The organism is Streptomyces sp. NPDC110618 (assembly GCF_055657065.1).
Genome location: NZ_JBVKBN010000007.1, coordinates 314548 through 334348 on the forward strand (window position 1 = coordinate 314548; position 19801 = coordinate 334348).

20 protein-coding genes are annotated in these 19801 nt (G+C 72.1%); 4 read left to right on the plus strand and 16 right to left on the minus strand.

Annotation, left to right across the window (positions count from 1 at the left end; all coding sequences use genetic code 11):
• Positions 1–181 precede the first annotated feature (181 nt).
• From pheA to ACZ7L7_RS16540, 7 genes are all read right to left on the minus strand, one after another.
• Entirely contained in the window at positions 182–1114 is a 933-nt protein-coding gene (gene pheA, locus ACZ7L7_RS16510; RefSeq protein ID WP_285514492.1) for a prephenate dehydratase, read from the minus strand.
• A gap of 70 nt (positions 1115–1184) precedes the next feature.
• Positions 1185–2465: an iron uptake transporter deferrochelatase/peroxidase subunit gene (gene efeB, locus ACZ7L7_RS16515; RefSeq protein ID WP_472076196.1), complete on the minus strand. Its 1281-nt coding sequence runs from the start codon at positions 2463–2465 to the stop codon at positions 1185–1187.
• 6 nt (positions 2466–2471) lie between these two features.
• The gene (locus tag ACZ7L7_RS16520) at positions 2472–4538 is read right to left on the minus strand and encodes a copper resistance CopC/CopD family protein (RefSeq protein WP_472076198.1); all 2067 of its coding nucleotides are present in this window, start codon (positions 4536–4538) and stop codon (positions 2472–2474) included.
• A 10-nt stretch (positions 4539–4548) separates the two neighbouring features.
• Positions 4549–4998, minus strand: coding sequence for a copper chaperone PCu(A)C (locus ACZ7L7_RS16525; RefSeq protein ID WP_285514495.1), 450 nt, complete (start codon positions 4996–4998; stop codon positions 4549–4551).
• Complete coding sequence (locus ACZ7L7_RS16530; protein ID WP_285514496.1) at positions 4995–5645, minus strand: SCO family protein; 651 nt, start codon at positions 5643–5645, stop codon at positions 4995–4997. Before ACZ7L7_RS16530 ends, ACZ7L7_RS16525 begins: the two co-directional genes overlap by 4 nt.
• A gap of 79 nt (positions 5646–5724) precedes the next feature.
• The gene (locus ACZ7L7_RS16535; protein ID WP_285514497.1) at positions 5725–6471 is read right to left on the minus strand and encodes a YcnI family copper-binding membrane protein; all 747 of its coding nucleotides are present in this window, start codon (positions 6469–6471) and stop codon (positions 5725–5727) included.
• 133 nt (positions 6472–6604) lie between these two features.
• Complete coding sequence (locus ACZ7L7_RS16540) at positions 6605–7402, minus strand: hypothetical protein (RefSeq protein ID WP_285514498.1); 798 nt, start codon at positions 7400–7402, stop codon at positions 6605–6607.
• Positions 7403–7623: 221 nt separating this feature from the next.
• Here ACZ7L7_RS16540 and ACZ7L7_RS16545 point away from each other — a divergent pair, with 221 nt between their 5' ends.
• Positions 7624–8088 carry an ATP-binding protein gene (locus ACZ7L7_RS16545; RefSeq protein WP_453600076.1) on the plus strand — a complete coding sequence of 155 codons (465 nt, stop codon included), beginning with the start codon at positions 7624–7626 and terminating at the stop codon, positions 8086–8088.
• Between the two features lie 262 nt (positions 8089–8350).
• A complete protein-coding gene (locus ACZ7L7_RS16550; protein WP_285514500.1) occupies positions 8351–9268 on the plus strand; it encodes a helix-turn-helix transcriptional regulator in 918 nt (305 codons plus the stop codon).
• Here ACZ7L7_RS16550 and ACZ7L7_RS16555 read toward each other — a convergent pair.
• The 9 genes from ACZ7L7_RS16555 to ACZ7L7_RS16595 form a co-directional block, all read right to left on the minus strand.
• Positions 9235–9648 (minus strand): nuclear transport factor 2 family protein, encoded by a 414-nt coding sequence (locus ACZ7L7_RS16555; protein WP_285514501.1) that lies wholly within the window; start codon positions 9646–9648, stop codon positions 9235–9237. The two genes, ACZ7L7_RS16550 and ACZ7L7_RS16555, sit on opposite strands and share 34 nt — an antisense overlap.
• The gene (locus tag ACZ7L7_RS16560; protein WP_285514502.1) at positions 9645–11153 is read right to left on the minus strand and encodes an FAD-dependent monooxygenase; all 1509 of its coding nucleotides are present in this window, start codon (positions 11151–11153) and stop codon (positions 9645–9647) included. Before ACZ7L7_RS16560 ends, ACZ7L7_RS16555 begins: the two co-directional genes overlap by 4 nt.
• Positions 11150–12718: an MFS transporter gene (locus tag ACZ7L7_RS16565; protein WP_472076201.1), complete on the minus strand. Its 1569-nt coding sequence runs from the start codon at positions 12716–12718 to the stop codon at positions 11150–11152. Before ACZ7L7_RS16565 ends, ACZ7L7_RS16560 begins: the two co-directional genes overlap by 4 nt.
• A 55-nt stretch (positions 12719–12773) precedes the next feature.
• A complete protein-coding gene (locus ACZ7L7_RS16570; protein WP_285514504.1) occupies positions 12774–14165 on the minus strand; it encodes an MFS transporter in 1392 nt (463 codons plus the stop codon).
• Entirely contained in the window at positions 14162–15106 is a 945-nt protein-coding gene (locus ACZ7L7_RS16575) for an NADP-dependent oxidoreductase (RefSeq protein WP_285514505.1), read from the minus strand. Before ACZ7L7_RS16575 ends, ACZ7L7_RS16570 begins: the two co-directional genes overlap by 4 nt.
• Complete coding sequence (locus ACZ7L7_RS16580; RefSeq protein WP_093725029.1) at positions 15103–15342, minus strand: acyl carrier protein; 240 nt, start codon at positions 15340–15342, stop codon at positions 15103–15105. Before ACZ7L7_RS16580 ends, ACZ7L7_RS16575 begins: the two co-directional genes overlap by 4 nt.
• 84 nt (positions 15343–15426) lie before the next feature.
• Complete coding sequence (locus ACZ7L7_RS16585; RefSeq protein ID WP_471592654.1) at positions 15427–16458, minus strand: beta-ketoacyl-ACP synthase III; 1032 nt, start codon at positions 16456–16458, stop codon at positions 15427–15429.
• Positions 16455–17168 (minus strand): AAA family ATPase, encoded by a 714-nt coding sequence (locus tag ACZ7L7_RS16590; RefSeq protein ID WP_250744529.1) that lies wholly within the window; start codon positions 17166–17168, stop codon positions 16455–16457. The genes ACZ7L7_RS16585 and ACZ7L7_RS16590 overlap by 4 nt, the downstream gene beginning before the upstream one ends.
• A 64-nt stretch (positions 17169–17232) precedes the next feature.
• Complete coding sequence (locus ACZ7L7_RS16595) at positions 17233–18267, minus strand: AvrD family protein (RefSeq protein ID WP_285514507.1); 1035 nt, start codon at positions 18265–18267, stop codon at positions 17233–17235.
• Between the two features lie 208 nt (positions 18268–18475).
• Here ACZ7L7_RS16595 and ACZ7L7_RS16600 point away from each other — a divergent pair, with 208 nt between their 5' ends.
• On the plus strand, positions 18476–18919 hold the full coding sequence (locus ACZ7L7_RS16600) for a hotdog fold thioesterase (protein WP_093725037.1): 444 nt from the start codon (positions 18476–18478) through the stop codon (positions 18917–18919).
• Between the two features lie 50 nt (positions 18920–18969).
• Positions 18970–19716, plus strand: a complete 747-nt coding sequence (locus ACZ7L7_RS16605) for a dienelactone hydrolase family protein (protein WP_285514509.1) — start codon at positions 18970–18972, stop codon at positions 19714–19716.
• Positions 19717–19801: the final 85 nt, after the last annotated feature.

Genomic DNA, 19801 nt, shown 5'->3' on the forward strand with positions numbered 1-19801 from the left:
AAAGGATTGCTCGCAGGAAACACGTGGACGAAGGGTGAACTGCGCGCCGGTGGACGGAGTGGGGTGCTGTAGGGCGATTTGTCGACCGAGTCGCCCTGCGATGTCGACTTGTCCCCAGGTCGAGAGGCCGACCTGTGGATAACTTCTGTGGATAACGATGAGCGGCTGGTACGACCGGCGCTCAGAACCGCCCGTCCTGGCACCGGGCCACCCACTCCGAGGCGGACACGAACTCCGCGTCCGAGGTCCCCGGACGCGGAGCGGACACGTCCTTCGCGGTCACATCCGCGCGCGGATACGAGCCGAGGAACCGCACCTCCAGGCAGATCCGCTTCAGCCCCATCAGAGCCTCCGCCACCCGCCGGTCGGAGATATGGCCCTCCGCGTCGATGCAGAAGCAGTAGTTGCCGATACCGGCGCCGGTGGGCCGGGACTGCAGCAGCATCAGGTTGATGCCGCGGGTCGCGAACTCGCCGAGCAGATCGCGCAGCCCGCCCGGGTGGTCGTCGCGCTGCCACAGCACGACGGAGGTCTTGTCCGCGCCGGTCGGCGCCGCGGGCCGGGCCGGGCGACCCACCAGCACGAACCGGGTCTGGGCGTTCTCCGCGTCGTGGATCCCGCTCTCCAGCACCTCCAGGCCGTACAGAGCGGCGGCGAACTCGCCCGCGAAGGCCGCGTCGTACTGGCCCTCCTGGACCAGCCGGGCGGCGTCCGCGTTGGAGGCGGCCGACTCCCAGTGGGCGTCGGGGAGGTTGGCCTTGAGCCAGTTGCGCACCTGCGGCTGGGCGGCCGGGTGGGCGGAGACCGTCTTGATGTCGGCGAGCTTGGTGCCCGGCCGGACGAGCAGCGCGAAGGTGATCGACAGCAGCACCTCGCGGTAGATCATCAGCGGCGTGCCCGCGACCAGTTCGTCGAGGGTGGTGGTGATCCCGCCCTCGACGGAGTTCTCGATCGGCACGAAAGCGGCCTCGGCCTCGCCGACGCGCACCGCGTCGAGCGCGGACTGCACGGAGACGTACGGCACCAGCTCCCGGGTGGCCGCCTCCGGGAGCGTGCGCAGGGCGGCTTCGGTGAAGGTGCCCTCGGGACCGAGATACGCATAGCTCGCTGGCATGTCCTCACCCTAATGGCCCCGGCGCGGACCCGGGCGCGCACGTCTCACGACCGGGTGATCCCGACCGGCTTCACCCCTCCAGCAGCGCCTGTCCGACGTACTCTCCCTCGCCCGCGCCGCCCGGCACCGCGAACAGGCCGCTCGCCTCGTGCCGGATGTACTTCGAGAGCGCGTCACCGCGGTCGAGCTTGCGCTGGACGGTCACGAAGCCGCGCAGCGGGTCCGCCTGCCAGCAGACGAACAGCAGGCCGGCGTCCGGGGTGCCGTCGGCGTCGATGCCGTCGTGGAAGGAGAACGGCCGCCGCAGCATCGCCGCCCCGCCGTTCTGGTCGGGCCGGGAGATCCGGGCGTGGGCGTTGATCGGAACGACCAGTTCACCCTTCGCGTCCAGCTTCTCCAGGTCCATCTCCGTGGTCTCGGTGCCCCCGGACAGCGGCGCCCCGTCCGCCTTGCGGCGCCCGATGACCGCCTCCTGCTCCTTCAGGGACAGCCCCTCCCAGTCGTCGAGGAGCATGCGGATCCGGCGTACGACGGCGTAGGAGCCGTTCGCCATCCAGGCCGGTTCGCCGGAGGCGGGTACGAAGATCCGCTTGTCGAAGTCGGGCTCGGAGGGCTTGGGGTTGCGGGTGCCGTCGACCTGGCCCATCAGATTGCGGGCCGTCATGGGGTGGGCGGTGGCGCCCGGTGAGCGGTTGAAGCCGTTCATCTGCCAGCGCACCTTCGCCGCCTTCCCGGCGTCCTTCTGGATCGCGCGCAGGGCGTGGAAGGCGACGAGTGCGTCGTTGGCGCCGATCTGCACCCACAGGTCGCCGTCGCTGCGGGACTTGTCGAGGTGGTCGGAGGAGAAGTCGGGCAGCGGGTCCAGGGCGACCGGGCGCTGCTTCTCAAGCCCCGTACGGGCGAAGAAGCTGTGGCCGAAGCCGAAGGTGACCGTCAGCGAGGACGGTCCCGCGTCCTCGGCCACCGCCGTGTCGCCGCTGCCCGCCGGTTCGCCCGCCATCAGCCTGCGTGCCGTGTCCGACCAGCGGCGCATCAGGGCGGCCGCCTCCTTGCGGCCCGCGCCCGGAGCCAGGTCGAAGGCGATGAGGTGGCCGCGGGCCTGGAGGCCCTGGAGGATGCCGGGCTGATGTTTCCCGTGAAACATCACCTCGTCCGTGCCGACCGAGCTGAGCGGGGTCTCCTGGGCGGGGGCGGCCGCGTAGCCGACGGCGGCGCCCGCCGCGCCGAGCACCAGTCCGGTGGCTCCGGCGGTGCCCAGGAGTGCGCGGCGCGTCACGCCCGCCGGGGCGGGGGACGGGCCGCTGTCGTCGGCGACGGGGGTGCGCGCCTCCGGGATGGACGGGTCAGCCATGGTGGTTCAGCCGATCTTCGCGTTCTTGGAGACGGTGGCCTGGTCGATGTCGGAGGTCCGCACGGTCACGGCGATCTTCCAGTCGCCGCCCATGGGCACCTGGATGCCGTTCGCCGACCAGTGACCGGTGGTGATGTGGTCCGGGACGACCGGCAGCGGGCCGATGTCCTGGGCCTCCAGGGTGAAGGCGACCTTCACCTCGGGGACGTCGAAGGCGCGTCCGTTGGGGCGGGTGACGTAGACGTGCATCTCGTTGTTGCCCGCCCGCGCGGGGTCGAGTTCGACGCGGACGACTCCCTTGCCGTCCTCGCCGCCGGTGTCGAAGGGCATGTCCAGCGTCAGCGCCCCGGAGGAGTCCCCGGCGTCGGAGGCGGCGGCGGCGACGGCCTTCGCGGCCTCCTGCTCCGTACGGCCCGGCTCCGTGGACGTCAGCGCGGTGGTCACCGCCAGCAGCACGACGGCCACTGCCGCCTCGGCCAGGACCGACCGCCGCAGCCCGAACCGGTTCGGATCGGCGTCCCGCATCCGCTTCTGCCGAGCGGAGTCCGCGGCGGCCCGCTGCCGCGCGAGCTGAACGGCACGCTCGGAGTCGGCGGAGTCCTCGCCCTCACCGGTCGCGTCATCCTCGGTGCCGCCCGAAGCGGTCGCGGTGACGCTGGTCCTGGCCGACGCCACGGAGTCGGACACGGCGCGCTCGCCGTCCCCGGCCCCGCCCTGCCCGGCCACGCCGGACGCCGCGCGCCCGCCGTCCCCGGAGGCGGTGCGCTCGGCTCCGCCCGTCGCCGCGCGCTCGGTGTCGCCCGTCGCCGACGCCGGGACCTTCTCCGTCGGTGTCGCCGTGGCCTCCGGGTCCGTCAGCCGTCCCGTCCACCGGCGGGAGATCCAGGCGACCCCCACCAGGAGGACCACCAGGCCGATCTTGACGAGCAGGAGTTGCCCGTACCGGGTGTCCGTCAGGGCCGACCAGGAGCCGAGCTGGCGCCAGGACTGGTAGACGCCGGTGACGACCAGGGTGAGCACGCTGCCGAAGGCGAGGGCCGAGAAGCGGCGTACCGCCGTGCCGTCCGGCGGCAGTTCGGGGGAGCGGTACAGGGCGACGAGCAGGGCCGTGAGGCCGCCGAGCCAGGCGGCGACGGCGAGCAGGTGGACGACGTCCACCGGCATCGCGATCCCGGGCTGCAGGCCGGTGGAGGCGTGCTCGGACATCGCCCAGCTCGCCGCGAGCCCGGCCGCCACGACCGTGCCGCCGATGGCGAGCCCGAAGGTCAGGTCCCGCTTCTCGGTGCCCTCCCGCTTGTCGTACGCGCCGAACAGCACCGCGATGAACAGCGCCGCCGCGGCGAGCAGCAGCAGCCGGGAGACCAGGGCCGCGCCGGTCTTGGTCTGCAGTACGTCGCCCAGCAGGTCCAGGTCGAAGATGTCGGCGACCTTGCCGGACCCGGTGTACGAGCCGCGCATCAGCAGCAGCGCCAGCGTGGCCGAGGTCAGCGCCAGCCAGCCGGAGACCACCAGCCGCTGCACCGCCCGCACCCCGGACCCGCGCTGCCAGCAGGCGAGCACGAAGGCGGCACCGCCCACCAGGACGACGAACCCGGCGTAGGAGACGTACCGGCCGAAGCCGTAGAGCACGCCGACGACCCCGCCGCCCGCGGTCTGGTCCGAGACGGAGACGGAGGTCGCCGAGGGAGCGCCGATGGAGAAGGTGTAGGCGCCGGCCACGGGGTGGCTGTCTGCCGAGACGACCTGGTAGGAGACGGTGTACGTGCCGTCCGCGAGGGAGTCGCGCAGCGGCACCGCGTACGTCGTCCCGCTGACCTCCGCGGGCTTGCCGGTGTCGACGCGCTCGCCCTTGGGGTCGAGGACGCGCAGCGAGTCGTCGGAGAGGGCGACCTGCTCGGAGAAGGTGACCTGGACCCGGTCCGGGGCCTGTTCGACCACCGACCCCTGCTGCGGGTCGCTGCCGGTGAGCACGGCGTGTGCGGAGACCGGTCCGGCACCGGCCAGGAGCAGTCCGGCGGCGGCCAGGAGCAGCAGCACCAGGGTCCGCACGCGGGGAGCGATGGTCGCGGTCAAGGGATCTCCCTCAGTGTCCGGTCGTCGGTGTGTACGTGGCCGGCTTCACCGGCATCTCGACCGTGACGGGGTCGGAATCGGCGAAGTGCAGCTCCACGGAGATCGTGTCGCCCTCCTTCGGCTTCCGCTTCAGCTTCTCGAACATCAGGTGCGTGCCGCCGCTCTTGAGCACCACGCTTCCGTCGGCGGGCACGGCGAGCTTCGACACCTCCCGCATCGCGGAGTCGACGGTCTCGTGCACGGTGACGGTGCCCGCGATGTCGCTGCTGACGGAGGTCAGTTCGTCGCCGCTGCCGCCCTTGTTCTCGATGGTCAGAAAGCCCGCGGCGGCGCTGTCGGACACCGGCTGCGGCATGTAGGCGCCGCTGACGGACAGTTCGGGGCCGGAGTCGTCGGACCCGCAGGCGGCCAGCAGCAGGCCCAGGGCCGCGGCCGCGGCGGTCGTGCCGAGCCGCCTCACGGGTTCTCCCCCTTGATGAGCTTGGGGAGGTCCGCGGTGTAGTCCTCGACGGTGGCGTCCTCGCCGTAGAGGACGTAACCGGCGTCGGTCTTCGGCGAGAAGGCGATGACCTGGGTGCCGTGCTGGGAGACCACCTTGCCGTTCTTCTTCACCGGCGGGTCGATGGTGATGCCCATCGTGCGGGCGCCGGCCTGGATGGTGTCGAAGTCGCCGGTCAGACCGATGACGTCGGGGTCGATGCCCTTGAGCCACTTGCCGAGCGCGGGAGCGGTGTCGCGCTCGGGGTCGGTGGTGACGAACACGATCCGCAGCTTGTCCTGGTCGGCCTTGGACAGCTGCTTCTTGGCGACGGCGATGTTGTTCATCGTCAGCGGGCAGACGTCGGGGCAGTTGGTGTAGCCGAAGTAGACCAGCGTCGGCCTGCCCGCGGTCGCCTCGCGGAAGTCGTAGGACTTGCCGTGGGTGTCGGTGAGGACCAGGTCCGGCTTCTCGAAGGGCTTGTCGAGGACGGTCGCGGCCTTGTCGGCGCCGGCCTCCTCGGAGACCACGGTGACCGGCGAGGAGCCGTCCTTCTCGCTGCCGCAGGCGGTCAGGGTCAGGGCCGCGGCGGCGAGCAGGGCGGCCGCCGCGTATGTCTTGGTGCGCATGGCGAAAGTTCCCGGAGATAAAAAGGGGTTCCGGGCGCGCGCCGGGCCGCGGGGGCACCGGCGCGCGCCGGGAGAGGACTCAGGCGTTGGTACGCCGACGGCCGGCGAGGACGCCGTAGGCCACGCCCAGGGCACCCACGACGATGCCGACGATCGCCAGGACGCGGGCGGTGGTGTCGGTGCTGTCGGAGTCGGCCTCGGCGGCGGTGCTCGCGGCGGCCTTCTCGGTGTCGTCGGCCTTGTCGGCGTCCTCGGACTTGTCGTCCGCCGCCGCGCCGTGGTGGCCCTCCTCGGCCGCCGACAGGGTCAGCACCGGAGCCGGGTTCTCCGGCTCCTCCTGGCCCTCCTGCGGGACCTCGATCCAGCGGGCGACCTCGTCGTCGGAGTAGGTCTGGACGGCCTTGAAGACCAGTTCGTCGGCGTCCTCGGGCAGGGCGCCCATGGAGACCGCGAACTTCTGGAAGAAGCCGGGCTCGATGCCCTTGCCGGTGGCGGTCCAGGTGATCTTGCTGATCGCCTCGTTGATCTTCTGCCCGTGCAGCTCGATCGGCTTGTCGAGCTTGGTCTTGCTGACCTTCGCGGTCCAGCCGGGAATGGGCTCGGGCCGCGCGGAGGCGAGCGGGTGCTCGGTCGGGAAGCTGACCTCCAGCTTCACGGTCGAGGCGGTGTCGCTCTCGTTCGGGACCCGGAAGTCCACGACCGCGTAACCGCCCTTGGCGGCCGTGCCCTCGGGCTGCACGGAGACGTGCGCGAGCGCCGGGGCGGACAGGGCGAACAGGGCGGTGCCGGTGAGGGCGCCGACAGCGGCGAGGCGAGAAGCCTTCATGGGAAGCACTCCACAGTGAGATTCGGTTGTTCCGGTGAGGTAGAGGGGCGCACGCGCGGGGTGGTGGCGTGCGCGGGCCGCGCGTCGGCGGCCCCACCGGAATCCGGGGTGGATCTCCCAGCGGCGGGTCGCGTCAGGCGGCGAGCACGAGAACGGGCGCGGTGGCGGGCGGGCCGCGCCGGATCACCGTGTGCTGGAGCGCGGTGGTGTGCGGCGGGGGCGGCGCGAGGTCCGCGGTGCGCGGGCGCGGGCCCGTGACGGGCAGCGCGGGCAGCCCGGCGCGCAGGGCGCGCACCAGGGCGAGGGCCGCGCGCAGGGACCGTACGGCGGCCGCCTCGGCGACGGAGTGGGCGGAGAGCCCGACCAGGCGGCGCAGGGCCAGGTCGCCGTGGCGCAGCAGCCAGCCGGCCACCAGGGCGGCGAGCAGATGGCCGAGGAACATCGGCAGGGACGGCAGCAGCGACGCGGACTCGGTGACCGCCCCCGCCGGGTGCTCCGGGTGGGCGGAGGGGGGCCGCAGCCGCGCCTCGGTGAGTATCCGGTGCGCCTGGGCCGGGCTGATCGCCGACGCCGGGACCCCGCACACCAGGCGGGCGGCCTCGGCGACGAGGGAGGCGTCGGCGGCGGTGGCCGCCCGGGTGGCGTCCGCCCCGTGCTGCCCTATGCCGAACACCGTGTGCAGCGCGGTCTGTCCGAGCGCGAGCACCGCCGCGATGCCGGGCATCGAGCGCTCGCGCCCGGCGAGCGGTACGGCGACGGCGAGGACCGCGAGGAATCCGGCGCCCAGCGTCCACAGCGGGATCGACACACAGGAGCCGAGCGCGTGCCCGCCCGCGGCCAGCACGACGCAGACCGCGGCGAACACCGCGGCCCGCAGAACCCGGACGTCCCGTCCGGCGCGCGTCGTGCGCTGGGGGTGGAGGGCACTCATGGCGGCCCCATCATCGCACCGGCCCGTCGGCCTCCACACGGCAGGTCCGCAAGATGACCTACGCGAGGAATCCCCCTTACGTGTGAAGCAGCCCCACATACACCGTTGACGACTTCCGGCGCATCGCCCATATGGGCGGTATCACGTCAACAGTGCGCTTACACACGGGCGCGGACGGCAATACGTAACCGTATGTCGAGCCGCGGCCGGGAGGCTGGAGCATGAGCATCTGGTGGTCACTCCATTTGCGGCGTGAGGCTGCCAGCGTGCCGCTCGCCCGGCGGCTGCTGCTCGGCACGATGGAGAGCGCGGGCGTCGACCCGGACATCTCCTACGACCTGTCCGTCGCGCTCAGCGAGGCCTGTGCGAACGCCGTGGAGCACGGCGGGGACGGCGCGCTCGACGGTGCCGCGGAGGCGTACCGGGTCACCGCCTATCTGGACGGCGAGACCTGCCGGATCGAGGTCGCCGACTCCGGGCCGGGCTTCGGCGCCGCGGGCGGGGACGCGGGCGGGGACGCGGGGCGGCTGTCCGCGGAGGCGGAGAACGGCCGGGGGCTGTACCTCATCCAGGAGCTCGCGGACCATGTCCACTTCGGCACCGAGCCGGGTCTGGGCGGTGCCGTGGTGAGCTTCGACAAGATCCTCAAGTGGCGGAAGGGCGCCTCTCCTTTGATGGCCGTCTAGTGTTTTCCGTCACCATTTTGGAAAAGCGGGCACCCAGGTATGTGAACCGCGAATCAGAATTGCGTCCTGGCTGAAAGTGGAGGTCTGAAATCCGCCTTTATGCAGGGGTTGGATTCGGCCACTCGGCGCGCCGGAAACCAGGTCGAGGATCGCTCAAGACCTGCTGTTCTGCAGGAGGATGGGCCTAGGTTGGCGTTTTCAAGCCACCCTTGACGAACCTTTTGCTTGACTGGTTATTGCCCTTGATACAGCCTCATGATTCATGACGATAGGTCGCCGAAAGCGTCAACTAGAAGAGTTGTCTCACTTTCTACGGACCCGGCGAATGCGACTGTCCCCGGCGGAAGTCGGGCTCACCGCCTCGGGTCGCCGGCGCACTCCGGGACTGCGCCGGGAAGAGGTCGCCGTCCTCGCGGGCGTCGGCACGTCCTGGTACACCTGGCTGGAGCAGGGCCGGGACATCAACGTCTCGGAATCCGTACTCGGCGCGATCAGCGGCGCGCTCCGGCTCAACCCCGCCGAGGAGATCTACCTGCACCGGCTCGCCGGTCTGAAGACACCGGAGGTCGACCAGCGCGCCGACAGCGGTCCCGCCGACCCGGCGCGGCTCGCGGAGATCGTGAACCACTGGTTCCCCAACCCGGCGCTGGTCCGGGACCGCTGCTGGAACATCCTGGCCGCCAACTCGGCTGTCTCGGAGTTCCTGGGCATCGGGGGACCGGGGCAGAACATCCTGGTGGAGTACTTCACCAATGAGGCCTGCCGCCGCCGCTACGTCCACTCCGAGGCACTCGCCCGCAGCACGGTCGCCCGGTTCCGCGCGGACGTGGCCGACTGCTACGGCCGCCCCGAGGTGGAGCGCGTGCTGGCCGAGCTGACCGAGCGCAGCCCGGAGTTCAAGCGGCTGTGGGGCAGCCACGAGGTGCTGGAACCGAGCCCGAGCCGAGCGAAGGAGATCTCCCACGACACCGTCGGAGGGCTCAGCTTCGACGTGCACGAGTGGGAGCTGGCCGCCGACCACGAGGTCCAGCTGGTCCTGCACATGCCGACGGTGCAGGGGACGCGGGACAAGCTCGACGCCTTCTTCGCCGCGGCCGGCCCGGACGAACCGGACCGGCCCGGCGAGGACACCGCGGGCGACGACGGTCAGTCGGAGCCGAAGGCCATCGCGGCGGCGTAGGAGTCCTCGAAGGTCTGGTACCGCTGGATGAGCCCGTCCCGGACCGTGATCCGGATGGTGAACGGGCCCGAGAAGGACCTGCCGGTCGAGACCACCTTGTGCGTGAACTCCCCGAGGACAAAGGCGTCCTCGCCGTCCACCGCTATCCGCTCCACATCGAAGAGCTGGGTGTCCACGGCTGCCACGAACCGCTCGAAGTACCCCTCCACTTCATGGCGGCCGACCAGGCGCCCCGTCCACGGGACGACGGGGGCGCCCGCCACCACCAGCTCCGCCTCCTCGGCGAACAGCTCCGGCAGCCCGGCGAGATCGCCCGTGCCGAAGCGGCCGAAGAACTCCTGGACCGTGTCCGCGGTGCCGCGGACCTGCTGCTGCGTCATGCGCTGTGTCCTTCCTTGGTGAGCGCGGCCGGGGCCAGCGTGGCCAGATGGCCGAGGATGCGGGTCAGTTCGGGGCCGTGGTCCTGGGCGGCGACGTAGTGGTCCGGGCGGACCAGGACCGCCGAGAAGCGCCGGCCCGGCTTCGTGCGGACCGTCACCAGCTCGTCGTACGACCTCTCCACCTCGGCCAGCCGCGCGGGGCGCGGGCCGGAGGGGAGCGTGACCAGGAGCGTGTACCGGTCGACCGGCAGCGAGGCGCGCAGGGCGGCGTCCTCCACCAGGTGGCCGTTGCGCGGCCCGGTGCGGCGCGGCCGGCGGCCCTGCTCCTCGTCGACCGCCGGTCCCGCCGGGTAGTGGTTGGTCAGGCCCGCGAGCCACGGCGAGTAGAACCGGTCGAAGACACCGGAGCGTTCGGCCAGCCGGGCGGAGACGTCCCGCAGCCGGATCTGCCAGCGCTTGGAGAGCATCCACGCCTTCGTCTGCACCTCGGCCTGCTTCACCACGCCCTGCGCGACCGCCGCGCGCTCGCTGCCGTAGCTGTCCAGCAGCTCCGGGGCCGCCGCCCCGCGGTGCACCAGGGCCAGCTTCCAGGCGAGGTTGTGGGCGTCGGTCACCCCGGTGTTCAGACCCTGGCCGCCGGCCGGGCTGTGGATGTGCGCGGCGTCGCCCGCGAGGAAGACCCGCCCGGCCCGGAACCGCTCGGCGTGCCGGGCGTGGATGGCGAACGTGGTCTTCCAGGAGACGTCGTACAGCTTCAGCCCGCCCGGACCCCGCTTGTCGACGAAGTCCTGCAGCATCTCCTCGGTGAGGTCCTCGCCGCGCAGGCCGGGCGGGCCGGCGGTGAACACGCGGAAGCGGCCGTTGTAGAGGGGGATCAGGACCATGATCCCGTTCTCGGTGCAGTAGTAGTGCACGGCGTCGCGCTGGAGGTCGCCGTCGATCTCGGTGTCGGCCAGGATGAAGACGTTCGGGTAGGTGGCGCCCTTGAACTCGATGCCCAGCGCCTTGCGGACGGTGCTGCTCGCGCCGTCGCCGCCCACGACGTAGGCGTACTCCTCGGTGGTCTCGGTGCCGTCCGGGGCGCGCACGGTGGCCAGCACCCCGTCCGGGTCCTGGCTGAGCCGGGTCAGCTCGGTGTCCCACTCGATCCGGCCGCCCGCCCGGGTGAACGCCTCGCGCAGCAGCTCCTCCACGTCCGGCTGGATGATCACCATGGGCCGGGTGCGGTCGCCGAAGACGATGTCGCAGATCGGGTCGGTGCCGGAGTTGTAGCGGAAGGAGTGCACCGGCAGGCCGTGCTTGTCGAGGTAGCCGTCGGCGCCGAGCCCGCGGAACACCTCCAGGGTGCGCGGCCAGACCATCAGCGCCTTGGTCAGCGGGCTGGGCGCGTCGGTCCTGTCGATCAGGCGCACCGGGGTGCCGCGGCGGGCCAGTTCGGCGGCGGCGGTCAGGCCGACCGGGCCCGCGCCGACGACCAGCACCGGCCGTGCGTCGGGTGTGCTCATGAGGTCTCTCCCATCGTGATCGGTTCCCGGGTGTCGTCGCGGTCGGCGGCCGCCGGAGCCTCGGCGGCCGGGGCGGGGCGCAGCATCCGCATGATCAGCGGGGCGCCCAGCGCGCACACGGCGGCCAGCAGCCACAGCACGGTGTGCAGGGCGTCGGTGTAGGCGTCGGCGGCGAACGCCGTGAAGTCGGCCTGCTGGGCGGCGGGCAGCTCGTCCGCGGCGGCGCCGATCTCGCCCTGCACGACCTGGTTGGCGAGGCCGTCGACGTCGCCGCCGCTCCAGCCGCGCAGATTGCTCTGGGTGAGGCTGACCAGCACCGAGCCCATGCCGGCGATCGCGACGGCCTCGCCGGTCAGCCGCATGGTGTTGAACAGTCCCGCCGCCATGCCCGCCCGGCTCGCGTCCACGGAGCCGACCGCGGCGCCGTCGAGCAGACCGAACGAGATGCCGACACCGGTGCCGATGACCAGCAGCGGACCGGCGAGCAGGGCGGTCGTGGCGTCCTGGTCGAGCACGGTCAGCCAGGCCGCGCCGCCCGCCACCAGCAGCAGGCTCACCCCGAGCAGCACCGAGGTGGACACCTTGCGGGCGAGCACCCCGCTGACCACGGGCAGCGCCAGCACCGGGCCGCTGAGCAGCAGCATCGTCAGACCGGCGCGCGAGGAGCTCATGCCGTTCACGCCGATGAAGAACGACGGCAGGAAGACCAGCAGGCACACGAAGCCGAACGCCAGCAGCACCGGCATCAGGCTGACCGCGGCGAACTTCGGCTCGCGCAGCAGCGACAGCTCCAGCATCGGCCTGACGCGCCGCTTCTCGATCCGTACGAACGCCGCCATCAGGGCGACCGACAGCACGGCGAGCGCCAGTACCACCGGGTGCGCCCAGCCCAGTTGCGGGCCCTCGACCAGGGCGAGGGTGAAGGCGAACAGGGCGCCGCTGAAGGTGGTCGCGCCGCCGTAGTCGACGCCGACGGCCCGCGGGTCGCGCGACTCCTTCAGGGCCGGGCCCAGCAGCAGGACGGCGGCGGCCACGGCGGCGTGCGTGAGGAACACCGAGCGCCAGCCCCAGGCGCCGACCAGCAGCCCGGACAGGGACGGGCCGAGCGCGAGGCCCAGGCCGAAGGAGGAGCCGAGGAAGCCGAACGCCCGTGCGCGGGCGGCGCCTTCGTAGGACTGGGCGAGCAGCGCGGTCGCCGCGGTGAGCACCATCGCCGCGCCGACGCCCGCGGCGCCGCGCAGCACGTCGATCACCACGACCTCGGAGACCAGCGCCGAACCGGCCGTGCACAGCACGAACACCACGAGCCCGGCCGTGAACAGCCGCCGCCTGCCGAGCAGATCGGCCAGCGAGCCGGCCACCAGCATCACACTGGCGAAGGTGAGGTTGTAGGCGTTGACGACCCACTGCACGGTCACCAGCGAGGCGTCCAGGTCGCTGCCGAGGTCGGGCAGCGCCACGGAGGTTCCGGTGAGGGAGGCGGGCAGCAGTCCGCAGGAGACACAGACCGCGATCAGGGTGAGAAGGGGACGGGACCGAGCGGCACCCGTCGAAGCAGTGGACACGAGAACTCCAGGGTTGGAAATGGTCCTGAGCGGAGAAATGCACAAAAGGGACGCGCTACGCCCGCGCCTGTTCCAGGCCCCACAGCAGCAGTACGAGCGCGGCGAGCCCGCCCCCGGCCGCGCACACTCCGGCCCACCCGGCGGTGGACTGCACGGCGCCCGCGAGCGCCGAACCCGCCGCCCCGCCCAGGAAGTAGGCGGTCATGTAGGCCATCGTGATCCGGGAGCGGGCCTCGGGGCGCAGCCGGTAGAGCACGCCGAGGTTGGTCACCTGGGCGCCCTGCACACCAAAGTCGAGCAGCAGCACCCCGAGCACCAGGCAGACCAGCAGGTGGCCGCCGTCCAGGGCGAGCAGCCCCCAGGCGGCGAGGTTCGCCCCGTACAGCAGGGTCGAGGCCAGTCGGTCCCGGCCCCGGTCCACCAGCGGACCGATGGCCCGCGCGGCGATCGCCCCGGCTGCCCCCAGCAGCCCGAACGCGCCGATCAGGGCCTCGCCGTACGCGTAGGGCTCCTCGGCGAGCAGGAAGGCCGCCGAGGTCCAGAACACGCTGAAGGAGGCGAAGGTCAAAAAGCCGTACAGGCAGCGCAGCCTGAGCAGCGGTTCCTCGGCGAACACCGACACGACCGAGCGCAACAGCTTGGCGTAGCCGAGCTGTTCGGCCGGTTCGAGGTCGGGCAGCAGCCGCCACAGCAGGGCCGCGAGCACCAGCATCCCGGCCGCGGCGACCGCGAACACCGAGCGCCAGGTGCCGGTCCACTCGGCGAGCAGGCCCGCGCCCGTCCGCGCGAGCAGCACACCGAGCAGGACCCCGCTGAGCATCCGGCCGGTGACCCGGCCGCGTTGCTCGGGCCGGGCGAGGGCGGCGGCGAACGCCACCAGCAGCGGGGCGCCCACCGCCGTCACCGCCATCAGCCCGGACAGCAGCACCAGCGCGCCGATGCCGGGCGCGGCGGCCGAGGCGGCCTGCCCCAGCGCGGTGACCAGCAGCAGCGCCACCAGCAGCCGGCGCCGGTTCACCGTGTCGCCGAGCGGCACCAGCAGGGCCAGGCCCACGGTGTACCCGGCGGTGGAGGCGGTCACCACCAGGGAGGCGGCGGTGCTGCCGACGCCGAACGAGTCGGCGATCGACGTCAGCAGCGGATGCGCGTAGTAGATGTTGGCCACCGCCAGACCGGCGGCCACGGCGAGCACCGTGACCAGCCGGTCCGGCAGCCCGCCGCCGGGGCGCAGTGTCCCGGACCCGGAGCGGCGCCTCCGGGACCGGGTCCCGGAGGCGGGGCCGCCCGCGGGGCGCGGAAGGTGCCGTGCCCCTCGGGCGGGGGCGCCTCCCTCGCCGTCGTGCGACGCGGCCGCGAGCCGCCGATCCTTCCGGCGGACCTGAACTGCCGGACGGATACGGGCGAGAAGGCGTCCGGCCGGGCCGTGCGCGGCGAAGGGTGACGTCATGGGACCAGCACGATCTTTCCGGTGGTGCGGTCGGACTCCCCGTACTCGTGCGCCTTGGCGGCGTCGGCGAGCTTGAACACCTGGTCCACGCGGACCTTGAGCCGGCCCCCCTCGACCAGCGCGGCGAGCGCTTCGAGCCCGGAGTGGTCCGGCTCGACCAGGAAGCCCGTGACCCGCACGCCCAGGCTGGCGGCGTGGGTGGCGAGTTCGGGGCTGACCTGACCGATCACGGTGATCAGCAGCCCGCCCGGCCGCAGGGTGCGCAGCAGCTCGAAGCTGTGCTCCCCGCCGAGCAGATCGAGCACCACGTCCTGCCCGGTGACCGTGTGGTGCAGCGGGCCGGTGCGGTAGTCGACCGGGTGGTCCACGCCGACCTCGCGCAGGAAGTCGTGCTTCTCGGCGCGGGCCGTGCCGGTGACCTCGGCGTCGTGCGCGCGGGCGATCTGCGCGGCCAGGTGGCCGACGCCGCCCGCCGCCGCGGTGATCAGCACCTTGTCGCCCCGCTGGATCCGGGCCGTCTCCACCAGCGTCTGCCAGCCGGTGAGCCCCGCCAGCGGCAGCGCGGCCGCCTCCTCGAAGCTCAGCCGGGTCGGCTTGCGGGCGAACTGCCGCGCGGGCGCGGTCACGTACTCGGCGTACGTGCCGCCGGGCCGCGGGAAGCCGATCAGCCCGAACACCTCGTCGCCCGGCTCGAACCGGGTCACCCGGGGCCCGGACTCCACGACCCCCGCGACGTCCCAGCCCTGCACGAACGGCGGTGCGCCGAGCGCGCCGGACGGGAAGTGGCCCGACCGGATCTTCCAGTCCACGGGGTTGACCCCCGCGCCCTCGACCCGCACCAGTACCTCGGTCGGCAGGGGTGCCGGCCGCTCCACCTCGGTCAGCCGCAGCACGTCCGGCGCACCGACTGCCGTGGTGACGACGGCCTTCATCGTGCTCATCGGCCGCTCCGCTCGTCCAGGTAGGCGGTCCACTCGGCCAGCTTCTGGCTGAGGACCAGGTCGCCCTCGGGCACCTCGATGCCGTACTCCCGCTGGATGAACAGGGCGATCTCGATCAGGGTGAGCGAGTCCAGCGAGAGGTCCTCCAGGGTCCGCTCCGGGTCGATCTCCTCGACCTCGATCTCGGCCTTCTCGGCTATGAACGCGACCAGTTGGGGATATGCCGTGACAGGCATCTCTTACTCCCTCCTCGGAGCCGTGCTCCGGGGCGTTGCGTGGATTCGGTGAGGCGGGGGTGAGGTGTGCGGGCGCCGGTCGGATCAGGCGGCGGCGGGATGCGGCGCGTCGGCGGGCCGCAGTCCGTCGGGCCAGGTCAGGGTGATGGCGCCCCAGGTCGTGCCGGCGCCGAAGGCGGTCAGGAGCACCTTGTCCCCGGCCCGCAGCCGCCCTTCGCCGAGCGCGTCGTCCAGGGCCAGCGGGATGGAGGCCGCGGCCGTGTTCCCGGTGTGGCCGATGTTCACGTAGGCCCGCTCCCGTCCGATGCCGAGCTGGTCGGCGACGGCGTGCAGGATGCGGACGTTGGCCTGGTGGCCGACGAACAGGTCCACGTCGGCGGTGGACCAGCCGGTGCGCTCCAGGACGGTGCGGGAGGCCTCCGTCATGCGCAGGACCGCGTTCTTGAAGACCTCGCCGCCGCGCATGGTGAGGTAGTGGTCCTCACGCAGGGCCGTGTTGTGGTGGCTGCGCTGCCGTGAACCCCCGGCCGCGACCCGGATCAGATCGGCCTGCAGGCCGTCGCTGGCCAGTTCGGTACGGCGCAGCGCGCCCGGTTCGTCGGCCCGGCCCGCGCGCAGCACCACCGCTCCGGCGCCGTCCGCGAAGATCGGCGCGGTGTTGCGGTCGTAGGGGTCGACGATGGTGGTGAAGGCATCGGCGCCCACCACCAGCACGCTGTCCACCACCTGGGAGGCGATCAGCCCGGCGCCGGTGGCCAGGGCGTACAGGAACCCCGAGCAGACGGCGCCGACGTCGAAGGCGGGCACCGTGCCGAGCCCGAGTCCGGCGGCCACGATCGGACCGGTGGCCGGGCAGGGGTGGTCCGGAGTGGTGGTGGCGACCACCACGGCACCGATGTCCCGGCTGCCCGCGGAGTCCAGGGCCCGCCGTCCGGCCTCGACGGCGAGGTCGCTGGTGGCGGTGCCGGGGTCGACGATCCGCCGCTCGGCGATACCGGTCCGGGTGCGGATCCACTCGTCGGAGGTGTCCATCCGGGCCGTCAGCTCGTCGTTGGTCACCACCCTGGGCGGCACCGCGGAGCCGAGACCGGCCAGAACGGCGGTCGGCACGGTCATCGCACGATCACCGAGGCCCGGTCGGACTCGGTGCGCATGTCCAGCGCCTCGTACTCGGCCTGCGCCCGGGCGATGGCCTCCTCGGGCGACATCAGCGCCGGCAGGTCGAACAGCCGGGCGATCTCCACCAGCCGCTCGGCGACGGTGCCGCCCACCACGTGCGCGGGGATGCCGAGCTCGGCGGCGACCTCCAGCAGCCGCTCGTCGGCCATCGAACGGAACCGCTCGTTGACCGGGCGGTGCCCGTCGGCGGCCAGCGCCAGCTCGTTGGGCAGATGCACGAACACGTCGTACGTCTGCTTCACGTGCTGCTTGAAGGCGATGCCGAGCTGCTCCATGACGGCGTCGAACACCCGGATGTCCGCGGTGCGTTCGACGCTCTCCAGCTCGCTGAGGTGCAGCGACTCATTGGGGTTGATGCCGACGATGACGCGGACGGAACCGTAGATCCACTCCTGCAGCGAGGAGCCGTCGGAGATGAACGAGCCCTCGAAGCGGCTCTCGTGGACCGCCCGGTCCACATGGCGCCGGACGATCAGCTGGACCAGCTCGGCCGCGGTGCACTGCTCCAGGGTCTTGCCCGGCACGGCCTCGGGCAGCAGCTCGCGCATGGTGCGGGCACGGGTGCGCGGAATTCCCACGTAATGCGCGAGCGCATACGACGTGAGGGTCTTTCCGGAGGAATAGGTACCGGATATGGCGATACGCATGACGCGCTCCAGTTTCTGAAAGGGGTGGCCGATTTTGGAGCCCTTGAAAGAGACGGCCGGTAAATCAGCCGGGCAGCCGGTGCGCCACGGAACAGCGCACGGTGTTTCCGGCGAGCCGTCCGACAATGTCGGCGGCCCGCCAGGTCTCGTTCTCCCGCCGCAGCAGCGTGCTGTTCTCCAGCCGCACGTCGAGCGGGGTTTCGTAGCGGATGGGATCGGGTTCCGCGCTCGCCCTGAGGACGGTGGTGCGCATCCACAGGGTGTTGCTCGCGCCGCGGGAGATCCGGTCGGTCTCGTACAGCAGGATCTGACCGAGCTGGAGGCTGGTGACGAAGGTGTCGATCAGCCCGACGAAGGGCTGGTACAGGCCCTCGAAGCCCTCGGTGGCCAGGGCGGTGCCGGACTCCTGCGCCACGTCCACGACCGCTCGCGCCCGCGCCTCGGCGGCCCGCACCGCGACCTTGCGCACGCTCTGCGTGCGGGCGGTGAAACCGGTGCCGTAGTACTGCCGCTCCACCGGCCCGAGCAGCTCCGCCGGACCGGTGTAGGCGGCGGTGGCGATGGGGGCGGCGGGTGGTGGAGTGGGCAGCGGATGGCGCAGGTCGGTGCGGACCCGCATGGCTCCCACCAGGGTCTGCAGCCGCGACACCGCCTCGCCCTCGCCGCCCCGGACCGGCTCGCCGAGCACGGTGGTGCGCACCGGCAGACCGGTCAGCTCCTCGTCCGGCTCGGTGCCCGCCTTGATCCGCACCGACAGCACCCGGCCCGCGCGCCGGCTCTCCGGCCCGAGCCCGAGCGAGTGGGTCAGCGCCGCCTCGCTCAGGTGCACGGCGATGATCAGCCCGTCGACGGTACTCAGGTGCGGGCGCAGATCGCCGCGCGCCGTCGCCTTGCGCGACCAGTCGGCGGGGTAGACGACATCGAGCCGGCTGCTCAGTTCGGTGGGCGCCTCCCGGCCGCCGGTCACCTCGACCTTGTCGTAGCCGTAGCGCACGCGCCGGAATCCGGAACCGAAGAATCGCTTTTCGCCCGGCCCCAGATAGTCGTCCACCGAGTCGAGGAGTAATTCCTGGGCAGGCAGCATTCCAGACAAAGCCATCTCCCTTGCGTCGGGGACCACCGGGGTTTTTCGGGCAGCCCGAAGCTAGCCGAAATATTTCGACGCAACGAGAGTCGGCTCATGCGGTTACTGCCAACACCACCCTGGACACCACCAGCTGTCGCCCTTTTCCGCCCGCCGGTGAATTGACTAGCGTCGACGGTGTTCGCGGACACGGATTCCAGTGCCGCACACGGGGGAGGCAACCATGTCCGACAGCACGCTCGGCCCTTGGGCCGTGACACCGGAGTTCAGCCATCAGCAGCTCGTCACGAAGATGGGCATCGAGCTGGTGCGCTGCGAAGCGGGCCTGGTCATCGGCACCATGCCCGTGGACGGCAACCGCCAGCCCGTCGGCATCATGCACGGCGGCGCCAACGCCGTCCTGGCCGAGACCCTGGGATCCCTAGCCGCGTACCTGTACACCGGACCCGGCGGCCGCGCCGTCGGCCTGGACCTGTCCTGCACCCACCACCGCTGGGTGGCCGGCGGCACGGTGACCGGAGTGTGCCGGCCCCTGCACGAGGGCCGCACCACCGCCACCTACGAGATCGTCATCACCGACAGTTCCGGCCGACGCACCTGCACCGCCCGGCTGACCTGCGCCGTCAGCGTCCGCGCCCGCTCGCGCGACGTCCTGCGCACGGCGTGAGGGACCCGGAACTCCCCCCGCAATCACCATCGAAGAGAGGCCAACACCCCATGTGCCACAGCACCGACAGCAGGCCCCCCGCCGTCGAGAACCCCGGCAGCGTGGCCGAGGAGGGGCTGATCGAGCTGACCTCCCAGGACGGGACGGCGTTCAGCGCCTTCCACGCGCATCCGGGTGAGCCCAACGGACGCGGCGTGGTGATCCTGCCGGACATCCGCGGGGTCCACGCCTACTACCAGGACCTGGCCCGCCGGTTCGCCGAGGCCGGGTTCGCCGCCGTGGTCCTCGACTACTACGGCCGCACCGCCGGACTCGGGCCGCGCGACGACGAGTTCGAGTGGCAGCCGCACTTCAAGCAGCTCGTCCCGGACAGCGTGGCCGACGACGCGGCCGCCGCGGTCGCGTACCTCACCGGGAAGAACCCCGGCATCACCGTCTTCTCCGTCGGCTTCTGCCTGGGCGGCGGCCACTCCTGGCGCCTGGCCGGCACCGACCTCCAACTCGCGGGCTCCATCGGCTTCTACGGCCTCCCGGGCCTCGTCGAGGACCGCCTGACGGACATCTCCGCGCCGCTGCTGCTCCTCCTCGCCGGCGACGACGTCGCCACCACCCAGGAGGACTTCGAGGCCTTCCGCGGCAAGCTGGACGAGGCGGGCAAGGCCTACGAGTACCAGGTCTACGACGGTGCCCCGCACTCCTTCTTCGACGGCGGCGCCCCCGAGTGGAAGGACATCCAGGCCGACGCCTGGCAGCGGGTGCTGGACTTCACCGCCCGGCACGCGCAGGTCGCTGCCTAATGCTGTTGTCAAGCCACGAGACGAAGAGGCGGCCGGGCCTCGTAGGGGCGACGGTCGCGCAGGATGGCGTAGAGAACGTTGATCT